We start from the raw sequence: 18,228 nt of genomic DNA on the forward strand, positions 1-18,228 counted from the left end.
ACCGCAGCTACACATGAGCACAGCTGCAATTATCTTCGCTTCGCTGTTCAACAAGCAATTACTTTCTCCACACCATGCGATTGATAACTCCTACGTACCCCTGGATAATACCCACGACTTTAGCTGATACATTGTCATCACTATAATCCGGTACCACTGTACCGTTCTCGCCAATTTCGTGCATACGAACGGTCAGTTCAACTGCCTGAAGCAAGCTTTCTTCCGTTAGTCCTCCCAGAATGAAATTCCCCTTATCCATTGCCTCGGGGCGCTCCGTGCTCGTTCGGATCGAAACAGCAGGGAATCGGAAGTAACTCGCTTCTTCTGGTAATGTTCCGCTGTCCGATACAACGCAGTAAGCATTCTTCTGCAATGTAACGTAATCGCTGAAATTAAACGGCTTCATCGCTTGAACATTCGGATGGAATACAAATCCTCTCGCCTTGATGAACTTGTCGCTGCGGGGATGAACGGAATAGATCACCGGCATATCGTAATGCTCGGCCAATGCATTTAGCGCATTCATTAACGACCAGAAACTCGACTCAATGTCGATGTTCTCTTCGCGATGCGCAGAAACGAGAATAAATTGTTTCGAATCAAGCGAAAGTCTGCTAAGCACATCACTTGCTTCGATTGTCTGCCTATTCTTATCAAGCACTTCCTTCATCGGCGAACCGACTACGAACGTATACTCCTTACGTACTCCTTCAGCATACAAATACCGTCGCGCATGTTCGGTATAACACAAATTGACGTCACTCGTGTGATCGACAATTCTTCTATTCACTTCTTCGGGCAAATTCTCATCGAAGCAACGATTGCCTGCTTCCAAATGGAAGATCGGGATTTTCAATCTCTTGGCTGAAATCACACACAAAGCAGAATTCGTATCTCCAAGCACCAACAGAGCGTCAGGACGCTCATTCGCCAGCAGCTCGTAAGACTTCGCCAAAACATTCCCCATTGTTTCACCGAGATGGCTTCCCGCAACATTCAAGTAGAAATCTGGAGCGCGCAAACAAAGATCATCAAAAAAAGCCTGGTTCAGTTCGTAGTCATAGTTCTGTCCTGTATGAACCAACGTATGCTCAAAGTGAAGGTCGCAGCTTTTGATAATTTCGCTAAGTTTAATAATGTCCGGACGGGTTCCAATGATGGTCATAACCTTCAGTTTCCGCATATTTCCTCCGTCACTTCAGCACTAAAGTGCTCCTAATTGCTCCTAATTCTGCGATCATGTCACGTACCGTTGGGATCTCTAGCTTGGCACACAGCGCTTTTTCGGATCGAAGCGTACGGTCCACGGATGCCGGTGTCTTTTCTTCAATAGTAAGGCTGAGACCGAATGTTTCATTGAAGTAATTCATCATATCAAGCTTACTGACATCATCTTTTGCGTGTACATGAAATAGTCCCGTCTCATACCAATTTTCACGGATGATCCGATCGCAAATTTTCGCGTACTGGTCGGTCGTGATACCGTTCCAGAGATGAGTGGAGAACCCCCCTACCGTCTTGCCCTTCTGACTCTTCACCCATGAGATCAAGCTTGCGAATTTATGAATCTCTTCACCAATAATACTCGTACGTAGAACCATTGCCTTGCTTGCGCACTCGCCTAGCGACTTACTCTTGCCGTAGTCATCAAGCGCATCGTGCAGATCGCTCTCAACATATTTACCCTTTGCTCCCGAATAAGCACAATCCGTTGTAATATGCAAAAGTCGACTTCCATTCTGATGACACCAATCAGCCAGTCTCCATGGGAATAGCGCGTTTAAAGAAATCGCAACGGCCGGGTCTGCAGCCATGAATGGTTTGATAACGCCGATGCAATTAATTACGTAATCGACTTGCGCAGGAAGCTCTTCAAAAGAAGAATGCGAGGCATCGAAGTAAACCACTTCTTTGATCGAACCACTTATTGTCGGCTTCGCACTATCCGTACGGTAAGTTGCGATAACCTCGTATTGGGACTGGCTGGAAAAATAACGGACGACTGCATTCCCAAGCATCCCTGTGCTGCCCAACACCAATATCCGCTTCATCGAAAATCCTCCTGCCAAATGTTCCAAGTGTCGTAGTCTTTGCGAATATCGTCGCCTCGACTTTCTTCTAGCGTCGATGTTGAGAAAAACATCAGTTTCGTATTCACCGTTAAACTCATGAATCCGTTGTAATAGCCCGGAGGTATCCATAGCACAGCCGGCGACTGTTCCGATAACACAACTTTCTTCACAGCGGCCAAATCTCCAATTGCAGCCGCTAGCGGCACAGCCCCTATAAGTGCCGATCCAGAAACCGCATAGACATATTTGCCTTCTCTTTCATGCCCGTGCCATGCTCGAATAAATCCTTGTCTGTGATTCTCCACTTGATAGAAGCGTTTCACTTCTGCAAAAGAAAAATCATTAACAAATCGGAGACTGCCGCGATCATCTACCGCTAACCCGCCCCTAATCAATTCGATCTGGTCACCCACGAGCGCCACTCCTCTCCAGTTCTCGCATATATGCCACATTTGAATACACCGGATCACTTGGATCCTTCACACGGCTCTCGGAGATTGCCCATGCAATTTCTTCTATTCCTTCTGTCAGTGTAAATTTGGGACGCCAGCCTGTCTCAAGAATACGGCTATTGTCCACCTTGTAATCCCGCAAGTCTTCGAACTTGATATCTTGATGCTTAATCTTCATATCAGGGACAATCTTCTTAATCTCTTCCGCCAGATCTGCGATAACGACGTTCTGTTCAGATAGGTTGTATAAACCGCGCACATTATGTTTCAAGCAGTAAGCGACAGCATGCGCCACATCTTTAACGTGTAGAATCGGTCTCCATTGTTGCCCTCCGAAGACAGACACTTCGCCTTTTTGAATCGCATGCAGCGTAAGAACATTAACTACTAGGTCAAAACGAAGACGCGAGAACATATCGCCAACGCCATAGAGCGTGCCTAATCGGAAGATCAAATAATCTTTTGCGTGATTCACAATATATTGTTCAGCCTCAAGCTTGGTCGAAGCGTATGCGGATAGAGGATTCGGCTTCGCATCTTCATTAATCAGACTTTTATTCATACCGTAAACTGAACAAGTAGACATGAATACAATCGTGCCGTCGTAATGATCCACCAACCACTTCGGTGCATCGGCATTAATCTCTTCCGTGAGCGGCAGATTAACGGCACAAGCACCATCGCCAACGAGCGCCGCAAGCCAAATCACGAAATTATATTCCGGCAGAATCTTCGCCAACTTCTCGCGATCTCGAATATCTCCATAGATAAACTTAACGTTTTTCAAAAAATGATTTTCGAACAACAGATTATCATAAACCGTAATATCGAAGTCCGTGCTTTGCTGCAATAGATCTGTCATATATCCGCCAATATAGCCTGCACCGCCAACAATTAGTGCCTTCTTCATGACCTCGAACCCCTTCGATGGGTTATTGCTTCAGAGAAGCCTATCTTTATTATCGAAATTTACTACTGTTTCTTAAAGAGAATTATTCTCGCAATGATTAGGAATTCTAAGCAACATCTGATTCCCCATATCGATAATAACCTTCTTAAATTGACTTATTAATAACTTCACATCGTTAATTGTATATTCCACTCCTTCTAAACCATCAAAAGCGGACACCCATTTCAACGGTGAAATCTCGCTGAGCACGGAATCTAGTTCTTGCTTAGTTGTTAAGAAGTGAAATCCTAACGATTTCAACTGTTGAACAATGGGTTCTGGCGTTTCATTTGCAACAATTACGAGAGTACGGTTCCTCATCTCTACCAATCGATCAAGCGATATGCACTCAAGACCCTCAATGAATGTCTTCCACTTTTCTGTATTGTTATCACAAAAGCAGTCAATTTGAACCAGTCTACCCTGTAGCAAATGGAGCAAACGCCTTCCGTATACACCAGCACCGAATATACAAATACGATCAGTGCAACCATTAGTAATTCGCATTAGATGAAGTTTTAGCTTATGAATGTCAACATATGCATAATCCGGCACTTCCTCCTCTTGCAACCTTGCATTCGAATACTGATACGCCGCATACAGCTTATTTGCCTGTAGAAATTGACTTATTCTAGCGTAGAATCGATACGCAGACCCATACATCTGATTCATTTCCAGTTCGGTTAACTGTTCTATGAAACCAATATACAGTTGATTACGTTCTGTCTGATGTTGTGGGATTGTACGGCTCCCTTGATCTGGGTGTAATCGTCCGATTATTAACGATTCTGGAACATAAAGTAATCGTTCATATCGAAACATCCGGAACCACAAATCATAATCTTGTGTTGTGATTAAACTTTCGTCAAATTGACCCACTCGTTCAAAATGAGACTTATGTATTAACAAACTACATCCGTGAATTAAACCTTCTATCACCGGGAATACAGAATTTTGCAATTGTTCCACGGTATGCATGTTACTAAGCTTCAGTTGTGTCGTCACTACATCTGTTTCCATGAAGTCCACATCACTCAATACAATGGACCTCTCATTCCCACTGTTTTGTAACGCTTCAATCTGTTTTTCCACTTTCTGCGGATAGTACAAATCATCGTGCGATAACCATGAGAAGTAGTCACCCTTCATCTCTTCAATCGCATAATTCAATGCTGTAGCTACTCCGCCATTGTTTTTATGTAGATAACGAATACGATCGCCATAGGACAGTGCAATTCGTTCCGTCTCCCCCTCATCCTTCGATCCATCATTCACAATAATTACTTCAATATTCGGATACGTTTGTGCTAACGCACTATCGATCGCTTCGCGCATATAGTTTGCTCCGTTGTACACTGGGATAACAATGGATACCAACGGCATTTGCATTAGCGATTCTCCATTCTTTCACGATAGATTGATTTAACATAAGATTTTTTCCCATATGCTTGAACGTATTTTTTTCCTCGAGCTTTCAGTACAAGGTACAGAGACCGAACCCACCTTCTGCGCACAAAAAAAGGAATTAGTCGACTGTCTGTTTTCCTAGTTCTACGATAGCTTCTAGAGGCTTGTTTAACTAACGGATGGTTAACAATAGTCCGTAGTTGATTGTGCAAATTCTGCTTTCCAAAAAACTCAAAATAAGCTCCCATGTGAACCAGATTGATAATCACAGCATCAATAAATGTCTGAAACAATCGCTGATCCGCATCCGTTATTCCCTGACTTCTAATATGACTGAACAGTCGCTCGAAGTATTTAAGTTTAAGCACGTATAAGTCAGGCGGAAAATAGGATACTGCGCTCACACGTTCATCTAGGTTATAGGAATAGTACTTGTAAAAGGCTTCATTCACGAAGCCAATCATTCTACAATGACACATGTATTCAAGCGCAAAGAGACCATCCTCTCCTATAACAAATTCAGTATTAAACTGAATTTGGTTGGATACGATTATCTCCCGTTTAAATAACATATAGCAAGCACTATGGAACACTGCCCACAGACTCCGATCTGTATAGGTGCGTATCAACACTTCTGTTGCGGGATACACTCCTGCTTCCATGGTTCTCGGTTTATTATCCTGGTTCACATACATAAAGTCACAAGCGACTAGATCACAAGACTGATTCTGCATAACAGTAACAAGAGCCGCCGTCATGCCTTTTTCAATTATGTCATCCGAGTCGAGAAACTGTACATACTCACCTGTCGCAGCGTTCAATCCTGCGTTCCTTGCAGCTGATACTCCACTATTATGCTGATGAATCACCTTAAGCCTGCGATCTGAAAGGGCTATCTCATCGCATCTTTTCCCTGAACTATCTGTAGAGCCGTCATTCACTAAAATAACCTCAATATGTTCATAAGATTGAGCCAACGCACTCTCGACGCTTCTGCGAACATAGCGTTCTGTATTGTAGACGGGGATGATGATAGAAACAAGTGGTTTATTCATCTCTTAGCCCCACATTCGCATACAGGACGTTTGGACCTCGCTTAATGACATACGAATTAAAGATGACCCTGTTCATCTTAAGTTCGCTCCTTGTTCAATTGTCGAGTATGACTAGCATCCTAGCAATTCATGTGTATAGCATCCAGCGTTGCTTTTAAGTAAGCATCTCCGTACTTCCTGTCCGGCTCCAAGTGGGCTCCTTCGGCCCATTCGTTCCACGCGTTGATAAATATAAGCCGCTGATCCTTAGGGAATCTGCTTGTAAAATCAACGATGGACAGCAACAATTTCTTATATTCCTCCGGTGCTGCATTTTTAAATATTTCCGCTTTTGTGAGCCGTCGGGCAGTATTATCCCAACTAGGCATCACACCTCTAAAATTCAGGAAGTCGGTTTTACGTATATTCATCATTCTGGCTGAGAATTCTCTATAATCATAAATGTGCCCGCTAAATTCCGGGTTTAGATTCTCTATTCCTTCTGTTGTGGCACGACTTCTTCCCTTATGAGGAGGGAACTCCGTCGCAGAATCACACCCTCGAATCAGAGGATTATGCGCATTAAAGGCCTGAACCATTGAAACATGAATATGCGACAAGCCATTCTCTGCACAAACCTTTCTCCAGCCTATTATCGTATTTTCAATGTCTTCAAAAAGATCAACTCTATAAATCAATAGTAAAGGCGCACCATTTACAGTAATATAACGTGGGTCTTTTAAAATGGGGATGATATCTAGTATAAACTTCTCATCAGTTTCGCTATTATGAACCTGCTGCATTAGCACTTCACTTTCAGAACCATCCCAACGCCTACTCCACGTCTCATTCGCCCAACAGATACAAAAGGGAAAATCAAGAGTTTTATCTTCAAGGATTCTATCTAGAGGCTTTTCAAGCAGACGTTTCCCATTGAACCAATAGTAATAATAGCAGAAGCCGTAAATACCATATTGCTTAGCCAATTCAATTTGTTTGCGCTGCACGTCATCGTCATCAACTAAATCATAATATCCTAACCTGCCGGGTTCGTGGGGCTGATAATGACCAGAAAACATCGGAAAGGCACGCTTAACATTAACCCACTCGGTAAACCCCTCTCCCCACCATTTGTTGTTTTCTGGAATAGGGTGAAACTGCGGGAGATAAAAAGCTATTGGTTTTATGCCATTTTCGTGTTTTACGACTTCATCGACTCTGTAATGATATAACACTTCTTTAATAATAAAGACATCTGACTTCTGAAGGGAATACACGCGGTCAAATGCTCTTATATCGATAGCGAAGAAGTTGCGAACGAGTCCCTTAAGGGTAATATTGTCATCCTGAATATAGTCATCCTTGTAAAAAGGGGCGATGTAGCTATCCTTGTAAAGACGATCTTCATATGCAGTAATAAGCGAATATCCGCTATGCCTGTACGCCTCGGAAATAGCATAGACCGCATTAGAGGAAAGAACATCATGTCCATTCATCACCACAATATAATCGTACCCGCTGACATAAGGCTTCACATATTCAAGAAAGTCGAACGCATCAACTATCGGTCGATCCGTTACAACAACTTTTGCCCTTATATGTAGGTCCGTTTCTTTCAGCCACTGCTCCGCAGAAGATAGGTTTTCCTTACAAAAAAAGAACACGGGATCGAATCCAGCATACCCTTGCCCCTTAATACTCTTCATACAAGCTTCAAAATATGTATCATTAAAATCCGACGTTCCATTCACACATAATATAATTTTTCTATTTTGAGTTGTATTAACCGTTCCAACAGGTTGCTCAACAAAAGAATACGGACTCCCGTCGAAATTAATAAGGTACTTCAAAATATCCTGCCAACGATCTATTTTTTTACAATCAAAAATCAATTCACGCATGGTCGGAACACCGCTAGGTGAAATAGCCGAAAAGGCTGCAGTATCGATTTGCTCCGTGAGTCCGGCGGTGCTGACATCAGCCGAAAAGTCACTCATCATACAAACCGTGCTTGCCCCCAACTCATGGAACTGGCGAGTTATAACGTCAGCATAACGCGATGTACATACTACAATCGTTGCACTGCCGATTATAGATTGATTCTGCTGAGGGGATAAGATCTCGCAGCCATCGTAACAATCCCCCTGCAAATCAGGATTATTGTCCAAAAAGCCTACCACAGGAATGTTACACTTACGCAAAAGATGATAAAACAACACACCCCTTGCGGAAAAAGGGACAATATAAACCGGCTGATTTAATTTATGAATATCCACAGGAGTATCCTCCAAAGCATTGTTTAGGCTTCACCATAAATGTGAAGTTTCTCGTATCATTGAATCAATATCGTAGCAATTGCACACTCTTTTGAAAGATAGCTTTACCAGCGCTGCCATCAAAGTTTGTAAGTTCTTGAACTACACGTTTCATTTGCTGCTCTACATTGACTGATGAACGATCTCGCCCTGTAATATATTCACAAAACTTGTTAAGGCTCGTAGCATGCTCCTCGTAATTGTAATTGCCGAACACTCCCTGCCCATCCATGCGCGCATCATCGTCACTGGACACGACAATTGCGTATACTTGCGCCGTGGCTTCCTGAATTCCCCACTCGATCAATTGATTCTCCCGACACGACACCGTAACTATTTTATTTTCTATCATTTGTGTGTAGTAAAATGGTCTCGCTTCAATAGGAAATCCGTCGAAGCTCGTCATCTTTCCGTCTTCCTCATTAATCTGAATAATTTGGTTTGCTTGTTTCGGAAGTAACCAGACTGAACGATTCGCATAGATCGGCAAAGTAAAAGAGTATGTTCCTCCGACGAATTCTTGTGGGAACTCATTCAGCTTCGTGAAAGTGTTATCCTTGCGATTCCACCGCACGATTTCGGTATGTTTTCGTGGTGTCAGCCAATATTGCTCTGCATCACCGCAAACACCTTCGAACCCATGTTGCACATTTTCGACTGTCTGTACAACTGACTTACACGTCTCCATATCGAAGATGACGATTGCGTTCGCGTTACACGCCGGTAACAGTAACTGGGAGCCTTCCTGTACACTTTGTGCGAACCAAACCTCTGCCTTATCGAATATATATGGTTCCAGTTGCTTGATCCACTTATTAATGTATTCAATCTTTCCTGTATCAAGATCATATCGAATAATGGCAGGATAAGAAAGCGGAATGAAGAATAACCAATTCTTATAGCGTTTGATGTCCCCGAACTTGTATTCCGGAAAAAATAGCTGTCCTGCCTCTTGAACAGACAACTCGAAGGCTATCTTCTCCCATGTTCCAGCCTCAATGTCGTAGATAGCAACCGCATCCGCCGCACTAGGTGCAAAGAACAGTTTCCCTTCAGAGAGTAGAGCACCGCCATAAAGCGGCCATCCGCAGTATTTCTCGTCAGGGAAAAATCCTACATAGGTCGCCACCTTCGTCTGCTTGTCCATACGCATCAGCGCATTACCAGAATAAGCACTCCACCACAAGTGGCTGCCATCGTCCGCAGCATGAGTAAAAGCATACGGATTACGCGCCGTCGTACCTGCTGCGCTCAACTCAATATTTTGCAACATCATCGACTTCCCCGTCAGCTTATACAATGCCACCATCGATCCGCCATCGCCATAATAAGCATCCGACATTGCAATCGCACGTTGCGAATCTGTGGAATCATCATAGATGCCGAAGTCTCCAAGCTTATATTCTCGGACGATCGTCTCGTACTCTTCTAGCAGCTCTGGACGCATCGACGCATACGTCGTGCCATTAAGCGGGTGCGGACGCCACCAGAGCAGTACGTCATCGCGTTCACTGAAGACGCTGAACACATATCGCAACTTATGCAGAACTGCCTCGTTGCCCGTTAGCAGCGAGCTGATCGCCGTGTTGTACAGCACAACCTTCTTCCTCGTGCCGTCCGATCGAATCATCTTCCCCGCCCATTCATCCGGCAGGGGATAGTCTTCACGTCTCGAATTCACGACTTTGTCGAACTTCGGCGAACCGAGTGCTTGAAATTTCTCTTCCGCCTTGCCGAACGCATCGCCGAAGCCATGCTGCTGTGCGAGTTGCTTGTAAACCCTTATGTACGTCTGACGAACCTTCTCAGACTGTACGAACACCTTGTGCGAATAGATACACGCAGCTGTTCGGCACATCGCCTCGCTTACATCGCCGTTCGATACGAAATACGGCACATAAACGAGCAAGTCAGTTAGATCACGCAGCCGCTTACTGTAATACATAGGGTGAACGCTCGTCACACGGTTCCCATTATCATACGGGTTATGGATGTAGATAATATCGGGGCGTCTTGCCTCTACATCATATTCCTGCCAGTTCGTAATCGGGACATAGTCGGGATATTGATCGCCCTCATATTGCATCTGGCCTATCTGGCCATCCGACAGCAAGTCATAATACGGGATCGGAACGACATACACGTCGCACTGCGGATCGTCCTTAGCAGCTAACCAGATTGACTCGAGCGCATCAAACATAGAAGCCTTGTACGGGAAGAAGGCAATTTCAATCTTTTTCTGCTTCAGCTCGTCCTTCACGCTATTTGTAATGACGATCAGCTGTCTGCGAAGCTTAGGGACCCCATTCGTCAAGTCAAGATTTACGCTTACCTCATACAACAATTCACAGTATTCTTCGAGAAGTGAAACCGTTCGTGTTCCTTCTCCTTCAATCTCCTCGATGTAATCCCCAATCTTCAAAGCGAACTCCTGGCAATCGCCAAGCAAGCCCACGATGACCTTCGGCGCTGTCTGTCGCGCTAATTCATCGTGAGCTTCATTTAAGATTTCAAGTAATTCGAAAATTCGCTGCTGCTGGTGCTTCCGCATGGCGCGCCCCATCCATTCCGCTTATTTTTTCCAATAGGCATTGATCGGATGTGCTACCTGAACCGTTGAGACCGGCGCATTCGCGTACTTCCGAGCCCTTAACTTCAAGTATTCTTCGTACCCTTTCGCAACCGAAAAATGTTCCCCTTCGAATTCCAACGTCGTGCCATAATCGAACACGTCCCGCGGCACAATCCATTGTTCTTCTCCGCCCCACAGTTCAACCGCAGTCGCCACATTCGGGCTGTCATAGAAGGTGAGATCATACCGCCGCTTCATCACATCCGCACGACAATCCGCCTGTCTCCCCGCTCCTGTCTCAACAACGCCTCGAGCGTTATAGAACCAACGCCATTGCGATTCAAGATAGCGGTTCATATTGATACGATAGTCGATCTCGTCCTGATTCTCCGGGTAGCCTGTCAACGGAATAATATCAATAAATACGCCTTGTGCGAGGCTAATCGGCGTGCTTCCATACAAAATAATGGTGGAATTATCCACCATCTGAATATATGGCCAGAAGAACTCATCGTAAGATTCCCAATGCAAAATCTCATATCTGCCGCCAACAGGGAAATGCTTAATGAGCTTCATGTAATCCTCATACGGCATATAAATATCAATGTCATCGTCCCACGGAACGAACCCTTTATAGTTCACCGCACCGAACAGCGTGCCGCCAGCCAAGTAATATTTCAACTGATGATCCGCACAGAATTCACGAAGTGCTTTGAGTATATCTAGTTCAACTAATTGAAGTTCCCGCAAAGTCATTCGCGGGGATGCGACGACCTCTTCACCAAGCAGCGCTTCTGCTTCCTCTGCGTACGTCGACGGTGCGGGGAAGCGAACAATCTGGTCATCCGTATACCCGTAACCTTTGACCTGTTGAACCATTGCATCTGCGTAATTGGAAAATATCAATACGACGGCGTTCTCTCTAACCGTTGTCAGCACATGAGCAGGTGGGGACACCATGACACCCCCATAGGTAACCCGTCCCCACTTCATCCTATCGTTATCGACGACATAATCGATACGCTGTCCCCTGTCGGCCAACGCCGTCTGAACCACATCGACCAACGCAAGATAGCCGAACCAGACAACTGTGCGCCCCATGTTATATATTTCGTCCATTCGCTCAGACACATCGCGAATAATACTCGGCAATACATTCCGACTTCGTAGCAGCGCCATGTGCCTGCCTCCTGTGTGTCATTCCTCCACTACGGTAAAAGCATCCCAGAACCTTCTCATATAATCGAGACACCCTGTAGAGATACGCAAATAGCCGGCGAGCATCCCCGAGCTATAGTCTCGAATCCAGACGCCTCGCTTCTTCAGCGCAGCCACCAAATCGCCAGCGTTGCCTTTAGGCTTGAACAGAATGAAGTTGCCCTCGAGCGATAGTACCTGGTAGCCCGCTTTTACCAACTGTTCAGTGAGCCACCCGCGCCCCTCTGCCTCTGCTTTTCGCTGTGCCTCCATTAGATCCGGACGCTTTAAGATCTCTTCAGCGAACAACAGCCCCACGTTGCTCACATTGAAGGTAGATTCGGCTTTCTCCATATAGTCGATTAACTGTGCATTTCCTGCCGCATAACCGACTCGCAGCCCAGCAATCGCGCATAACTTAGAGAATGTCCTTAGCACGATAACATTCCTGTACTGCGCTATCAGCGGCATAAAGGTAGGTTCATAGAAGTAATGATATGCTTCATCGATCACGACAAGCGCACCGACAGTACCAGCCTTTTCAATAATGGCGCGCGCCTCATCCTCTGTGTAGGTCACACCAATCGGGCTGTTCGGATTGAGAATAACGACAATCCCCGTTGTCTCATCAATCGATGCGAGCAACTGATCAACCGGAATCGTGAAATCAGCATTATATCCGATTGTCACATGCTCCATCCCAAACATTGCCGCATAGACACCGTACATCTCGAAGGTCGGCGTAACCGTTACGACCTTCTTCCCTCTTTCGCCGAAACATTGGAACGCCAAACGCATCGCTTCATCGGAGCCGTTCGTAATCGTAATCTGATCCGCCCGCAATCCGCAATGCGCGGAAACTTGCTGCACAAGGCGATCTTTCTGTGGATAGGTAGCCAGAAATTCCGGCGTGATCTGCCGCTTCACTTCCTCCACGAACGAAAGCGGAAGACCTTCCGGACTCTCATTCATATCCAAACGCAGTACATTCGCACGATCTTCGTGAAACTTCACACGGTACAGATCTTTAATAGATTCGTTGACATACATAGCGTCTGACTACCTTTCCAGAATAGTGTACCAGCGGTCCGTCTCATAAAATGGTTTCTCATTATTGAGATGAGGCAAATATTTCTGTTCTTTCACCACAAAGCCTGCATCGGTAAACACGCTGTAATATCCCTTGTACTCGTCCGGTGTTCTGTAGATCACATCGTAATTGGTTTTCAACGCTTCGGATGGACATTCGTCCAGAGTAAGCCGCTTCTCAACAGCGACAGTTTCGGTGAAATATATGATGCAACGCTCATCCAACAGCTTCAGTACGCCCTCGTAACAGCCGGGCAGTTCCTCATCATTAATGTACATACAAACGCCGCCAACGATGAGACGGTCAAATTGTTTTTTGTAAAACTCCTTTGATTTGCTTACCGTCTCCTGAAAGGAGAGATTATAGAAATCATAGTCTCTATCTGAATAGCTATTGCGTCTATGGGCTGCCTCTATCATTTCAGAGGAAAAATCCGTTCCGCAATAGTAGCCGGCATGCGGGATAATCGATTCCGCCCATCTGCCAATTCCACATCCGATGTCGAGAACGCTATTCGTTTGAGATATTCGAAGCTGCGGAAGAACAAAGTCTTTCTCGAAGCGATTCCATTCTTCCGCATGCCTGGGGTTCTGGTCACCTAATAAGACTGCGACATAAGGATTAGCCATGCTTTCCATTGCTTTTGCTCTCTCGTTATAGAAATTACGAGTATTTTCAGTCTTAATGCTTACAGCATCTCCATAAATCCTATGCCGATCAGACACGGACTTCCTCCTCCCTCTTGATGCGCTTCAGAATCCGGACCTTCTCTTCCTTTTCGATATGCTTCAGAATCCGTTCATAATCGTCAAAATAATCGATCTCCGCCCAGAATTCCCCTTTTACATCCACTGTATATATATTCTGTTCCTTCGTATCAGCAAACGAATAGAGCACATTTTCCCACCATAAAGAGTGCTTATGGCTTTCCACAAGCTCCTCCAGCCGTTCAGTGAAAATCGGCATAAAACTACTCTCGATCTTGGCAAGTCCTACATATTCACAGCTTCTGGACGTAAGCGGCAACTCTTTCCCATACTTCTCAATACAGCCATTGTCTGTTGTCGAGAAAAAGTAATCGCCTATCTCCGTGCGCGTTTTGTCAATCGCCATACTTACTTCCCGCTTGTCGTTAAGTACGAGATTGAGAATGTCTTTAGAGAAATAGACATCCGCATTAAGTACAACGGCATCCCCCTGCAGCTCATTTCGAGCAAACCATAGACTGGCGATGCTATTGGTTACATCGTAAAAAGGATTGGTGTAATATTGAACCGGCAGTCCCTCAAGTGCCTTATATATCTTGTTGGCCTGGTAACCCACACATACGACCAATTCAAATCCATAATCGAGCAGCATCTGCGCCGTTCGACGGATAAGCGGAACTCCGGCAATTGGCAATGTCGATTTCGGCACGTCTTCAATCATCCGTGATATGCGCGTGCCGCGCCCTGCTGCGAGCAAGATGGCTTTCATGCTCATCACCCTCTGTTAATGTCATAGACTATAAGAAGAAAGCGGGGACGTGACATGCCTACGATTTGGAGGAGGCGGTGTCATATAGCCTTCACCGTAGACGTAGCGTAGATAACCATCCCAATCTGCGGGCGCATAGTACGTCCCACCCTCGAAGGGCAATGTCACAAGCTCCGTAAACCAACGTTTGTGAAAGCCGTTCGTCTCCGCCTCGCCATGATACCCAATGCAACCTACGCGTTCAGAACGCTTCTCTTCGAACACCACCGATAGAAGCTTCGCGATGCCGAATGCCGCCTGCTTCGGAATCAACCGAACGACGCTCCAGCCCAATCGCCCGATGAACGTCTCCGACAATCGGTAGGCTACTCGCGAATAGAGTATCTTCCGGCACATGGTTGCAATAACGCCGCGAGCAGATCGCAATGCGACACTTTTCGGCACGCCATCGCGTGGAAATATGTCAATGAATACCCCGCTATGCATCTTCAGATGCTCTTGACCAAGACGAACCGCTTGAGTACCCGTGCGTCTAAGCTTCCCATACAACCATGGATAGTGTTTATCCGTCTTGTTTGTTTGGAAGAACGTATCCTCTCTAAATTCCTGTTTGTCGATCTGACAGAACTTATCAAAGTCGCTGCGCAGCATCTCGACATCGATATCATCGTCCCATGGAATAAAAGCGCCATGTCGTACCGCACCCAATAGCGTTCCTGAAGCAATGATGTATCGTAGCTTGTGTTTCCTGCACAGCGCATCGAACTCGGCAAGCAGTTCGACTTGAATCAACTGCATTTGCCGCAATTCTGCTTGTGACATCTCCTTCTGACTATGTCTTTGCATATCGCAAATCATCGCCTTTCAGCGTACTTGCATGCAATTCCTTATCCTATTTATCGACATTTAGCGACTTGAATTTTACTAAAACGTGTTCAATTTGAATTCGAACCTGTAAGGAGAGGCAGTGTTATTTTCTCCTTCTCTGTCCAATCGGTAAACGCCCGAACAAATTCCGACACATCTTGATCCGCGCTATTCTCCATTACCAATCCGAGCATGTCCAAAGAAGGCGACAGCTCGACAGCTTTTTGCATAAAAAGAATGCCTTGCTGGAAATTGCCATGAACGAGGCAGTAGATGCCAAGCTGCTTGTACCCCTCTCCACGCAATAAGTCGTTGTCGAGCAGTATGGAATATAGCTCGATGGCAATGTCTGCGTAGTCCAACGAGTTCAATTGCTCAGCCAATCTATGCAACAATTCTTCATCCGCGAAACGGTTCACGAGCGACTCATATTCGTTGATATAGCCATATTGGAGCAGTTGAACGATCAATTGTGTCAGCAATGCATATTCATCAGCTAACCACGGTTGCGACTCTACCTTGTCTGCCCGCTCCTCCAGTAGCTGCTGGGCAAGCTTGTTCAACAAAGCATTTTGAGACTCTGCCATGTTACAATAACGAGAGTCCTTATAAACCACACTGGCCAATAGTGCAAGCCGCGGGTCAATAAGTTGGCTGCTCTTCGGATTCGCTTCCTTCTTCTCTAGTAGATGGAATGACAATTCATCTGCGTACTTGAGCGGAACATTATTCTCTTTACAGGCATCCCAATAGAATACCGCTAGCTCAGCGAGACCTTCGAGTTGGGCGACTTGCAGCAAGACAAACGCATTTTTCGGATCCGAAATCGGAAACAGCTTATTCATAAAAGCGAGTACATTATCGCTTGATTCGTGACGAGCTAGCGTCCTCAGCAGCATACGAAGCACAGAGAAGTTTTGCCGATCGACCTTAAGAACAGCGGTCAAATGATAAACCATCTTATGAAGATCGGCACATTTTCTTGCAATTTCAGCGGACGTTAGGTGCGGAATCGAGCCTCCATAACGCTCCTCAATTACCCAATACTTTTCACCTTTGGCTTGGCATCTCTCGACAATTTCTAAACACCGCTGAAAAGATAGCAGTGCTCGATTGTAGAAACCCAAGCATTCAAAAAGCATTCCCTCCAAACAATGGTAATCCGCTTGTTCAGGCCATCGTTGCTTACCTAACTCTATATAAACTTCAGCGTCTTTAAGGTTTCGTGTTTTCAAAGCCGTTTGGCAAAGCCTATCCAGAAGATGCTCGTACCAGGCTGTAGTTAAAGGAGCTTTCTCCATGGCCCTCTTATAATACTCATAGGCTTGTTCCTGACTTCCGCTATTGGCGTATTCGTTTCCAAGAATAAAACAGAAAAACGGGTCTTGTAATTTGCTTTCGGTGGCCATATCGAGAAGGATCTTCATGTTCCGCTCGTTCTTGCCTTTCTCCATCACAGTATCCGTCATATACCCCGAATGAAAGAGCGCAAACGAATCCATCTCAAACTGAATTTGTCCTTCCGAACATTCCAATTGCTCGTGAATCGGCTCCTTGTAATAGATGCCTCTTTTGTTGGTAAACAAGCGAGCTCCCGTCGATTCATATAGTTGTTCGCCGCGATCTCCATGGAAGTTCATGATTTTAACAAGGAAGCAATGCGGTCTATCGGCTTTCATTCGCTCAAGCTTCCTCCGCAGTTGATCTTGCATTCCCGGTTGGACGTACTCATCCGCGTCCATGACAAGGATCCAATCGCCGGAAGCATGCCGCAGCGATTGGTTGCGGGCAGCCGCGAAGTCATTGATCCACTCAAAATCATATACATGATCGGTATACTTTCTCGCAATTTCCTTCGTACCGTCCTGTGAGCCGGTATCGACAATAATAATCTCATCCGCTAATCCTTGAACGCTGTCTAGGCAGCGTCCGAGCACCTTCTCTTCGTCCCTCACGATCATGCAGAGAGAAATCAACATTGGTAGACACCTTCCCGATTCTAAATGGGGTATAAAAAGAAAGAAGCCCCCGAAAGGGCGAAGGCTTTATTTGTGCGAATCGATAAAATAGCCGAAGCCTTGTATGTAGCTGTTCTCATAGACGTTTTTTACCCGTTTGGCGGATTGAATGTCGCGCCGGGTCTGTTCCAATTTTGATTTGAATTCTTGCATTCGAATTACGTTCTCCGTCTCGAGGCCGGTAATCTCATGCGCAAGATCTCGTAGTTTCTGAGTAGGCTCCTGACCATCCTCCGATGACAAGCGATCGTATATCGCTCGAATGTCCGACTGCCGTTGCTGAATCCGCTCCAACTCCGCTAAATCTTCATCTCGGTCAAAATCAAGTTCGAACACGCGTTTGGATAGAACCAGCATCTCGGTTAGCAATTGCTCACGATTCATGCTTGTCCCTGAATGGGCGTACCTTTTTTGGCGATTTTTAGCGCCTCCACCCATGTATCCTTCAACTCTGTCATTAGCCGAATGCATGTTTCGAGCGACTCGGTTTGAAGCTTCATATTCGCTTGAATTAATTGCGACTTCATGTACCTATATAGCTCGGACAAATTCTCCGAAATCTCGTACTGAGGGTCTAGCGTGATGAGGAGCTCGTCGATAATGTTTTCCGCTCTTAGAATGAATTCATTCTTCCCTGCGTAATCCTTGCTCTCCATACACTTCAGCGCCTGCTTCATAAACCGAATGCATCCGTTGTAAAGCATCAGCGTCAACTCGCCCGGGGATGCGGTGTTCACTTGCATCTGAAGATAGGTCTGCTGAGCCTGGGCATTCATCTG

General features: G+C 45.5%; 16 protein-coding genes. All 16 read right to left on the reverse strand.

Translation table 11 applies throughout. From position 1 onward, the window contains the following. Positions 1–58 precede the first annotated feature (58 nt). Positions 59–1,183, reverse strand: coding sequence for a non-hydrolyzing UDP-N-acetylglucosamine 2-epimerase (wecB, locus tag H7C18_RS15060; protein WP_185129905.1), 1,125 nt, complete (start codon positions 1,181–1,183; stop codon positions 59–61). 10 nt (positions 1,184–1,193) lie between these two features. Further along, a complete protein-coding gene (locus tag H7C18_RS15065; RefSeq protein ID WP_185129906.1) occupies positions 1,194–2,051 on the reverse strand; it encodes a sugar nucleotide-binding protein in 858 nt (285 codons plus the stop codon). Then, positions 2,048–2,485 (reverse strand): dTDP-4-dehydrorhamnose 3,5-epimerase family protein, encoded by a 438-nt coding sequence (locus tag H7C18_RS15070; protein ID WP_202887088.1) that lies wholly within the window; start codon positions 2,483–2,485, stop codon positions 2,048–2,050. The genes H7C18_RS15065 and H7C18_RS15070 overlap by 4 nt, the downstream gene beginning before the upstream one ends. Beyond that, positions 2,478–3,434 (reverse strand): NAD-dependent epimerase/dehydratase family protein, encoded by a 957-nt coding sequence (locus H7C18_RS15075; RefSeq protein WP_185129908.1) that lies wholly within the window; start codon positions 3,432–3,434, stop codon positions 2,478–2,480. Before H7C18_RS15075 ends, H7C18_RS15070 begins: the two co-directional genes overlap by 8 nt. A gap of 72 nt (positions 3,435–3,506) precedes the next feature. Beyond that, positions 3,507–4,862 (reverse strand): glycosyltransferase, encoded by a 1,356-nt coding sequence (locus H7C18_RS15080; protein ID WP_185129909.1) that lies wholly within the window; start codon positions 4,860–4,862, stop codon positions 3,507–3,509. Beyond that, the gene (locus tag H7C18_RS15085; protein WP_185129910.1) at positions 4,862–5,935 is read right to left on the reverse strand and encodes a glycosyltransferase family 2 protein; all 1,074 of its coding nucleotides are present in this window, start codon (positions 5,933–5,935) and stop codon (positions 4,862–4,864) included. Before H7C18_RS15085 ends, H7C18_RS15080 begins: the two co-directional genes overlap by 1 nt. A gap of 119 nt (positions 5,936–6,054) precedes the next feature. Next, positions 6,055–8,190: a glycoside hydrolase family 99-like domain-containing protein gene (locus tag H7C18_RS35735; protein WP_185129911.1), complete on the reverse strand. Its 2,136-nt coding sequence runs from the start codon at positions 8,188–8,190 to the stop codon at positions 6,055–6,057. Between the two features lie 64 nt (positions 8,191–8,254). Further along, positions 8,255–10,780 (reverse strand): NHL repeat-containing protein, encoded by a 2,526-nt coding sequence (locus H7C18_RS15095; protein ID WP_185129912.1) that lies wholly within the window; start codon positions 10,778–10,780, stop codon positions 8,255–8,257. 21 nt (positions 10,781–10,801) lie between these two features. Then, positions 10,802–11,980, reverse strand: a complete 1,179-nt coding sequence (locus H7C18_RS15100; protein ID WP_185129913.1) for a LicD family protein — start codon at positions 11,978–11,980, stop codon at positions 10,802–10,804. A gap of 18 nt (positions 11,981–11,998) precedes the next feature. Further along, positions 11,999–13,048 carry a pyridoxal phosphate-dependent aminotransferase gene (locus H7C18_RS15105; RefSeq protein ID WP_185129914.1) on the reverse strand — a complete coding sequence of 350 codons (1,050 nt, stop codon included), beginning with the start codon at positions 13,046–13,048 and terminating at the stop codon, positions 11,999–12,001. A gap of 9 nt (positions 13,049–13,057) precedes the next feature. After that, positions 13,058–13,813, reverse strand: a complete 756-nt coding sequence (locus H7C18_RS15110; RefSeq protein WP_185129915.1) for a methyltransferase — start codon at positions 13,811–13,813, stop codon at positions 13,058–13,060. Continuing rightward, on the reverse strand, positions 13,806–14,564 hold the full coding sequence (locus H7C18_RS15115; RefSeq protein WP_185129916.1) for a phosphocholine cytidylyltransferase family protein: 759 nt from the start codon (positions 14,562–14,564) through the stop codon (positions 13,806–13,808). Before H7C18_RS15115 ends, H7C18_RS15110 begins: the two co-directional genes overlap by 8 nt. A gap of 21 nt (positions 14,565–14,585) precedes the next feature. Beyond that, positions 14,586–15,386, reverse strand: coding sequence for a LicD family protein (locus H7C18_RS15120; protein WP_185129917.1), 801 nt, complete (start codon positions 15,384–15,386; stop codon positions 14,586–14,588). 113 nt (positions 15,387–15,499) lie between these two features. Then, entirely contained in the window at positions 15,500–17,410 is a 1,911-nt protein-coding gene (locus H7C18_RS15125) for a TPR domain-containing glycosyltransferase (protein WP_185129918.1), read from the reverse strand. 66 nt (positions 17,411–17,476) lie between these two features. Next, positions 17,477–17,833 carry a hypothetical protein gene (locus H7C18_RS15130; RefSeq protein WP_185129919.1) on the reverse strand — a complete coding sequence of 119 codons (357 nt, stop codon included), beginning with the start codon at positions 17,831–17,833 and terminating at the stop codon, positions 17,477–17,479. Further along, positions 17,830–18,225 (reverse strand): flagellar export chaperone FliS, encoded by a 396-nt coding sequence (gene fliS / locus H7C18_RS15135; protein ID WP_185129920.1) that lies wholly within the window; start codon positions 18,223–18,225, stop codon positions 17,830–17,832. The genes H7C18_RS15130 and fliS overlap by 4 nt, the downstream gene beginning before the upstream one ends. Between the last annotated feature and the right edge of the window lie 3 nt (positions 18,226–18,228).

Source organism: Cohnella zeiphila (genome assembly GCF_014212055.1).
Lineage (GTDB): Bacteria > Bacillota > Bacilli > Paenibacillales > Paenibacillaceae > Cohnella > Cohnella zeiphila.

Bases quoted from the DNA above. Each gene is read 5' to 3' on its own strand.
- H7C18_RS15100 (WP_185129913.1), bottom strand. From the start codon at position 11,980: ATGGCGCTGCTACGAAGTCGGAATGTATTGCCGAGTATTATTCGCGAT.
- H7C18_RS15105 (WP_185129914.1), bottom strand. From the start codon at position 13,048: ATGTATGTCAACGAATCTATTAAAGATCTGTACCGTGTGAAGTTTCAC.
- H7C18_RS15080 (WP_185129909.1), bottom strand. From the start codon at position 4,862: ATGCAAATGCCGTTGGTATCCATTGTTATCCCAGTGTACAACGGAGCA.
- H7C18_RS15085 (WP_185129910.1), bottom strand. From the start codon at position 5,935: ATGAATAAACCACTTGTTTCTATCATCATCCCCGTCTACAATACAGAA.
- H7C18_RS15125 (WP_185129918.1), bottom strand. From the start codon at position 17,410: ATGTTGATTTCTCTCTGCATGATCGTGAGGGACGAAGAGAAGGTGCTC.
- H7C18_RS15120 (WP_185129917.1), bottom strand. From the start codon at position 15,386: ATGTCACAAGCAGAATTGCGGCAAATGCAGTTGATTCAAGTCGAACTG.
- H7C18_RS15095 (WP_185129912.1), bottom strand. From the start codon at position 10,780: ATGCGGAAGCACCAGCAGCAGCGAATTTTCGAATTACTTGAAATCTTA.
- H7C18_RS15130 (WP_185129919.1), bottom strand. From the start codon at position 17,833: ATGAATCGTGAGCAATTGCTAACCGAGATGCTGGTTCTATCCAAACGC.
- H7C18_RS15115 (WP_185129916.1), bottom strand. From the start codon at position 14,564: ATGAAAGCCATCTTGCTCGCAGCAGGGCGCGGCACGCGCATATCACGG.
- wecB (WP_185129905.1), bottom strand. From the start codon at position 1,183: ATGCGGAAACTGAAGGTTATGACCATCATTGGAACCCGTCCGGACATT.
- H7C18_RS15075 (WP_185129908.1), bottom strand. From the start codon at position 3,434: ATGAAGAAGGCACTAATTGTTGGCGGTGCAGGCTATATTGGCGGATAT.
- fliS (WP_185129920.1), bottom strand. From the start codon at position 18,225: ATGAATGCCCAGGCTCAGCAGACCTATCTTCAGATGCAAGTGAACACC.
- H7C18_RS15065 (WP_185129906.1), bottom strand. From the start codon at position 2,051: ATGAAGCGGATATTGGTGTTGGGCAGCACAGGGATGCTTGGGAATGCA.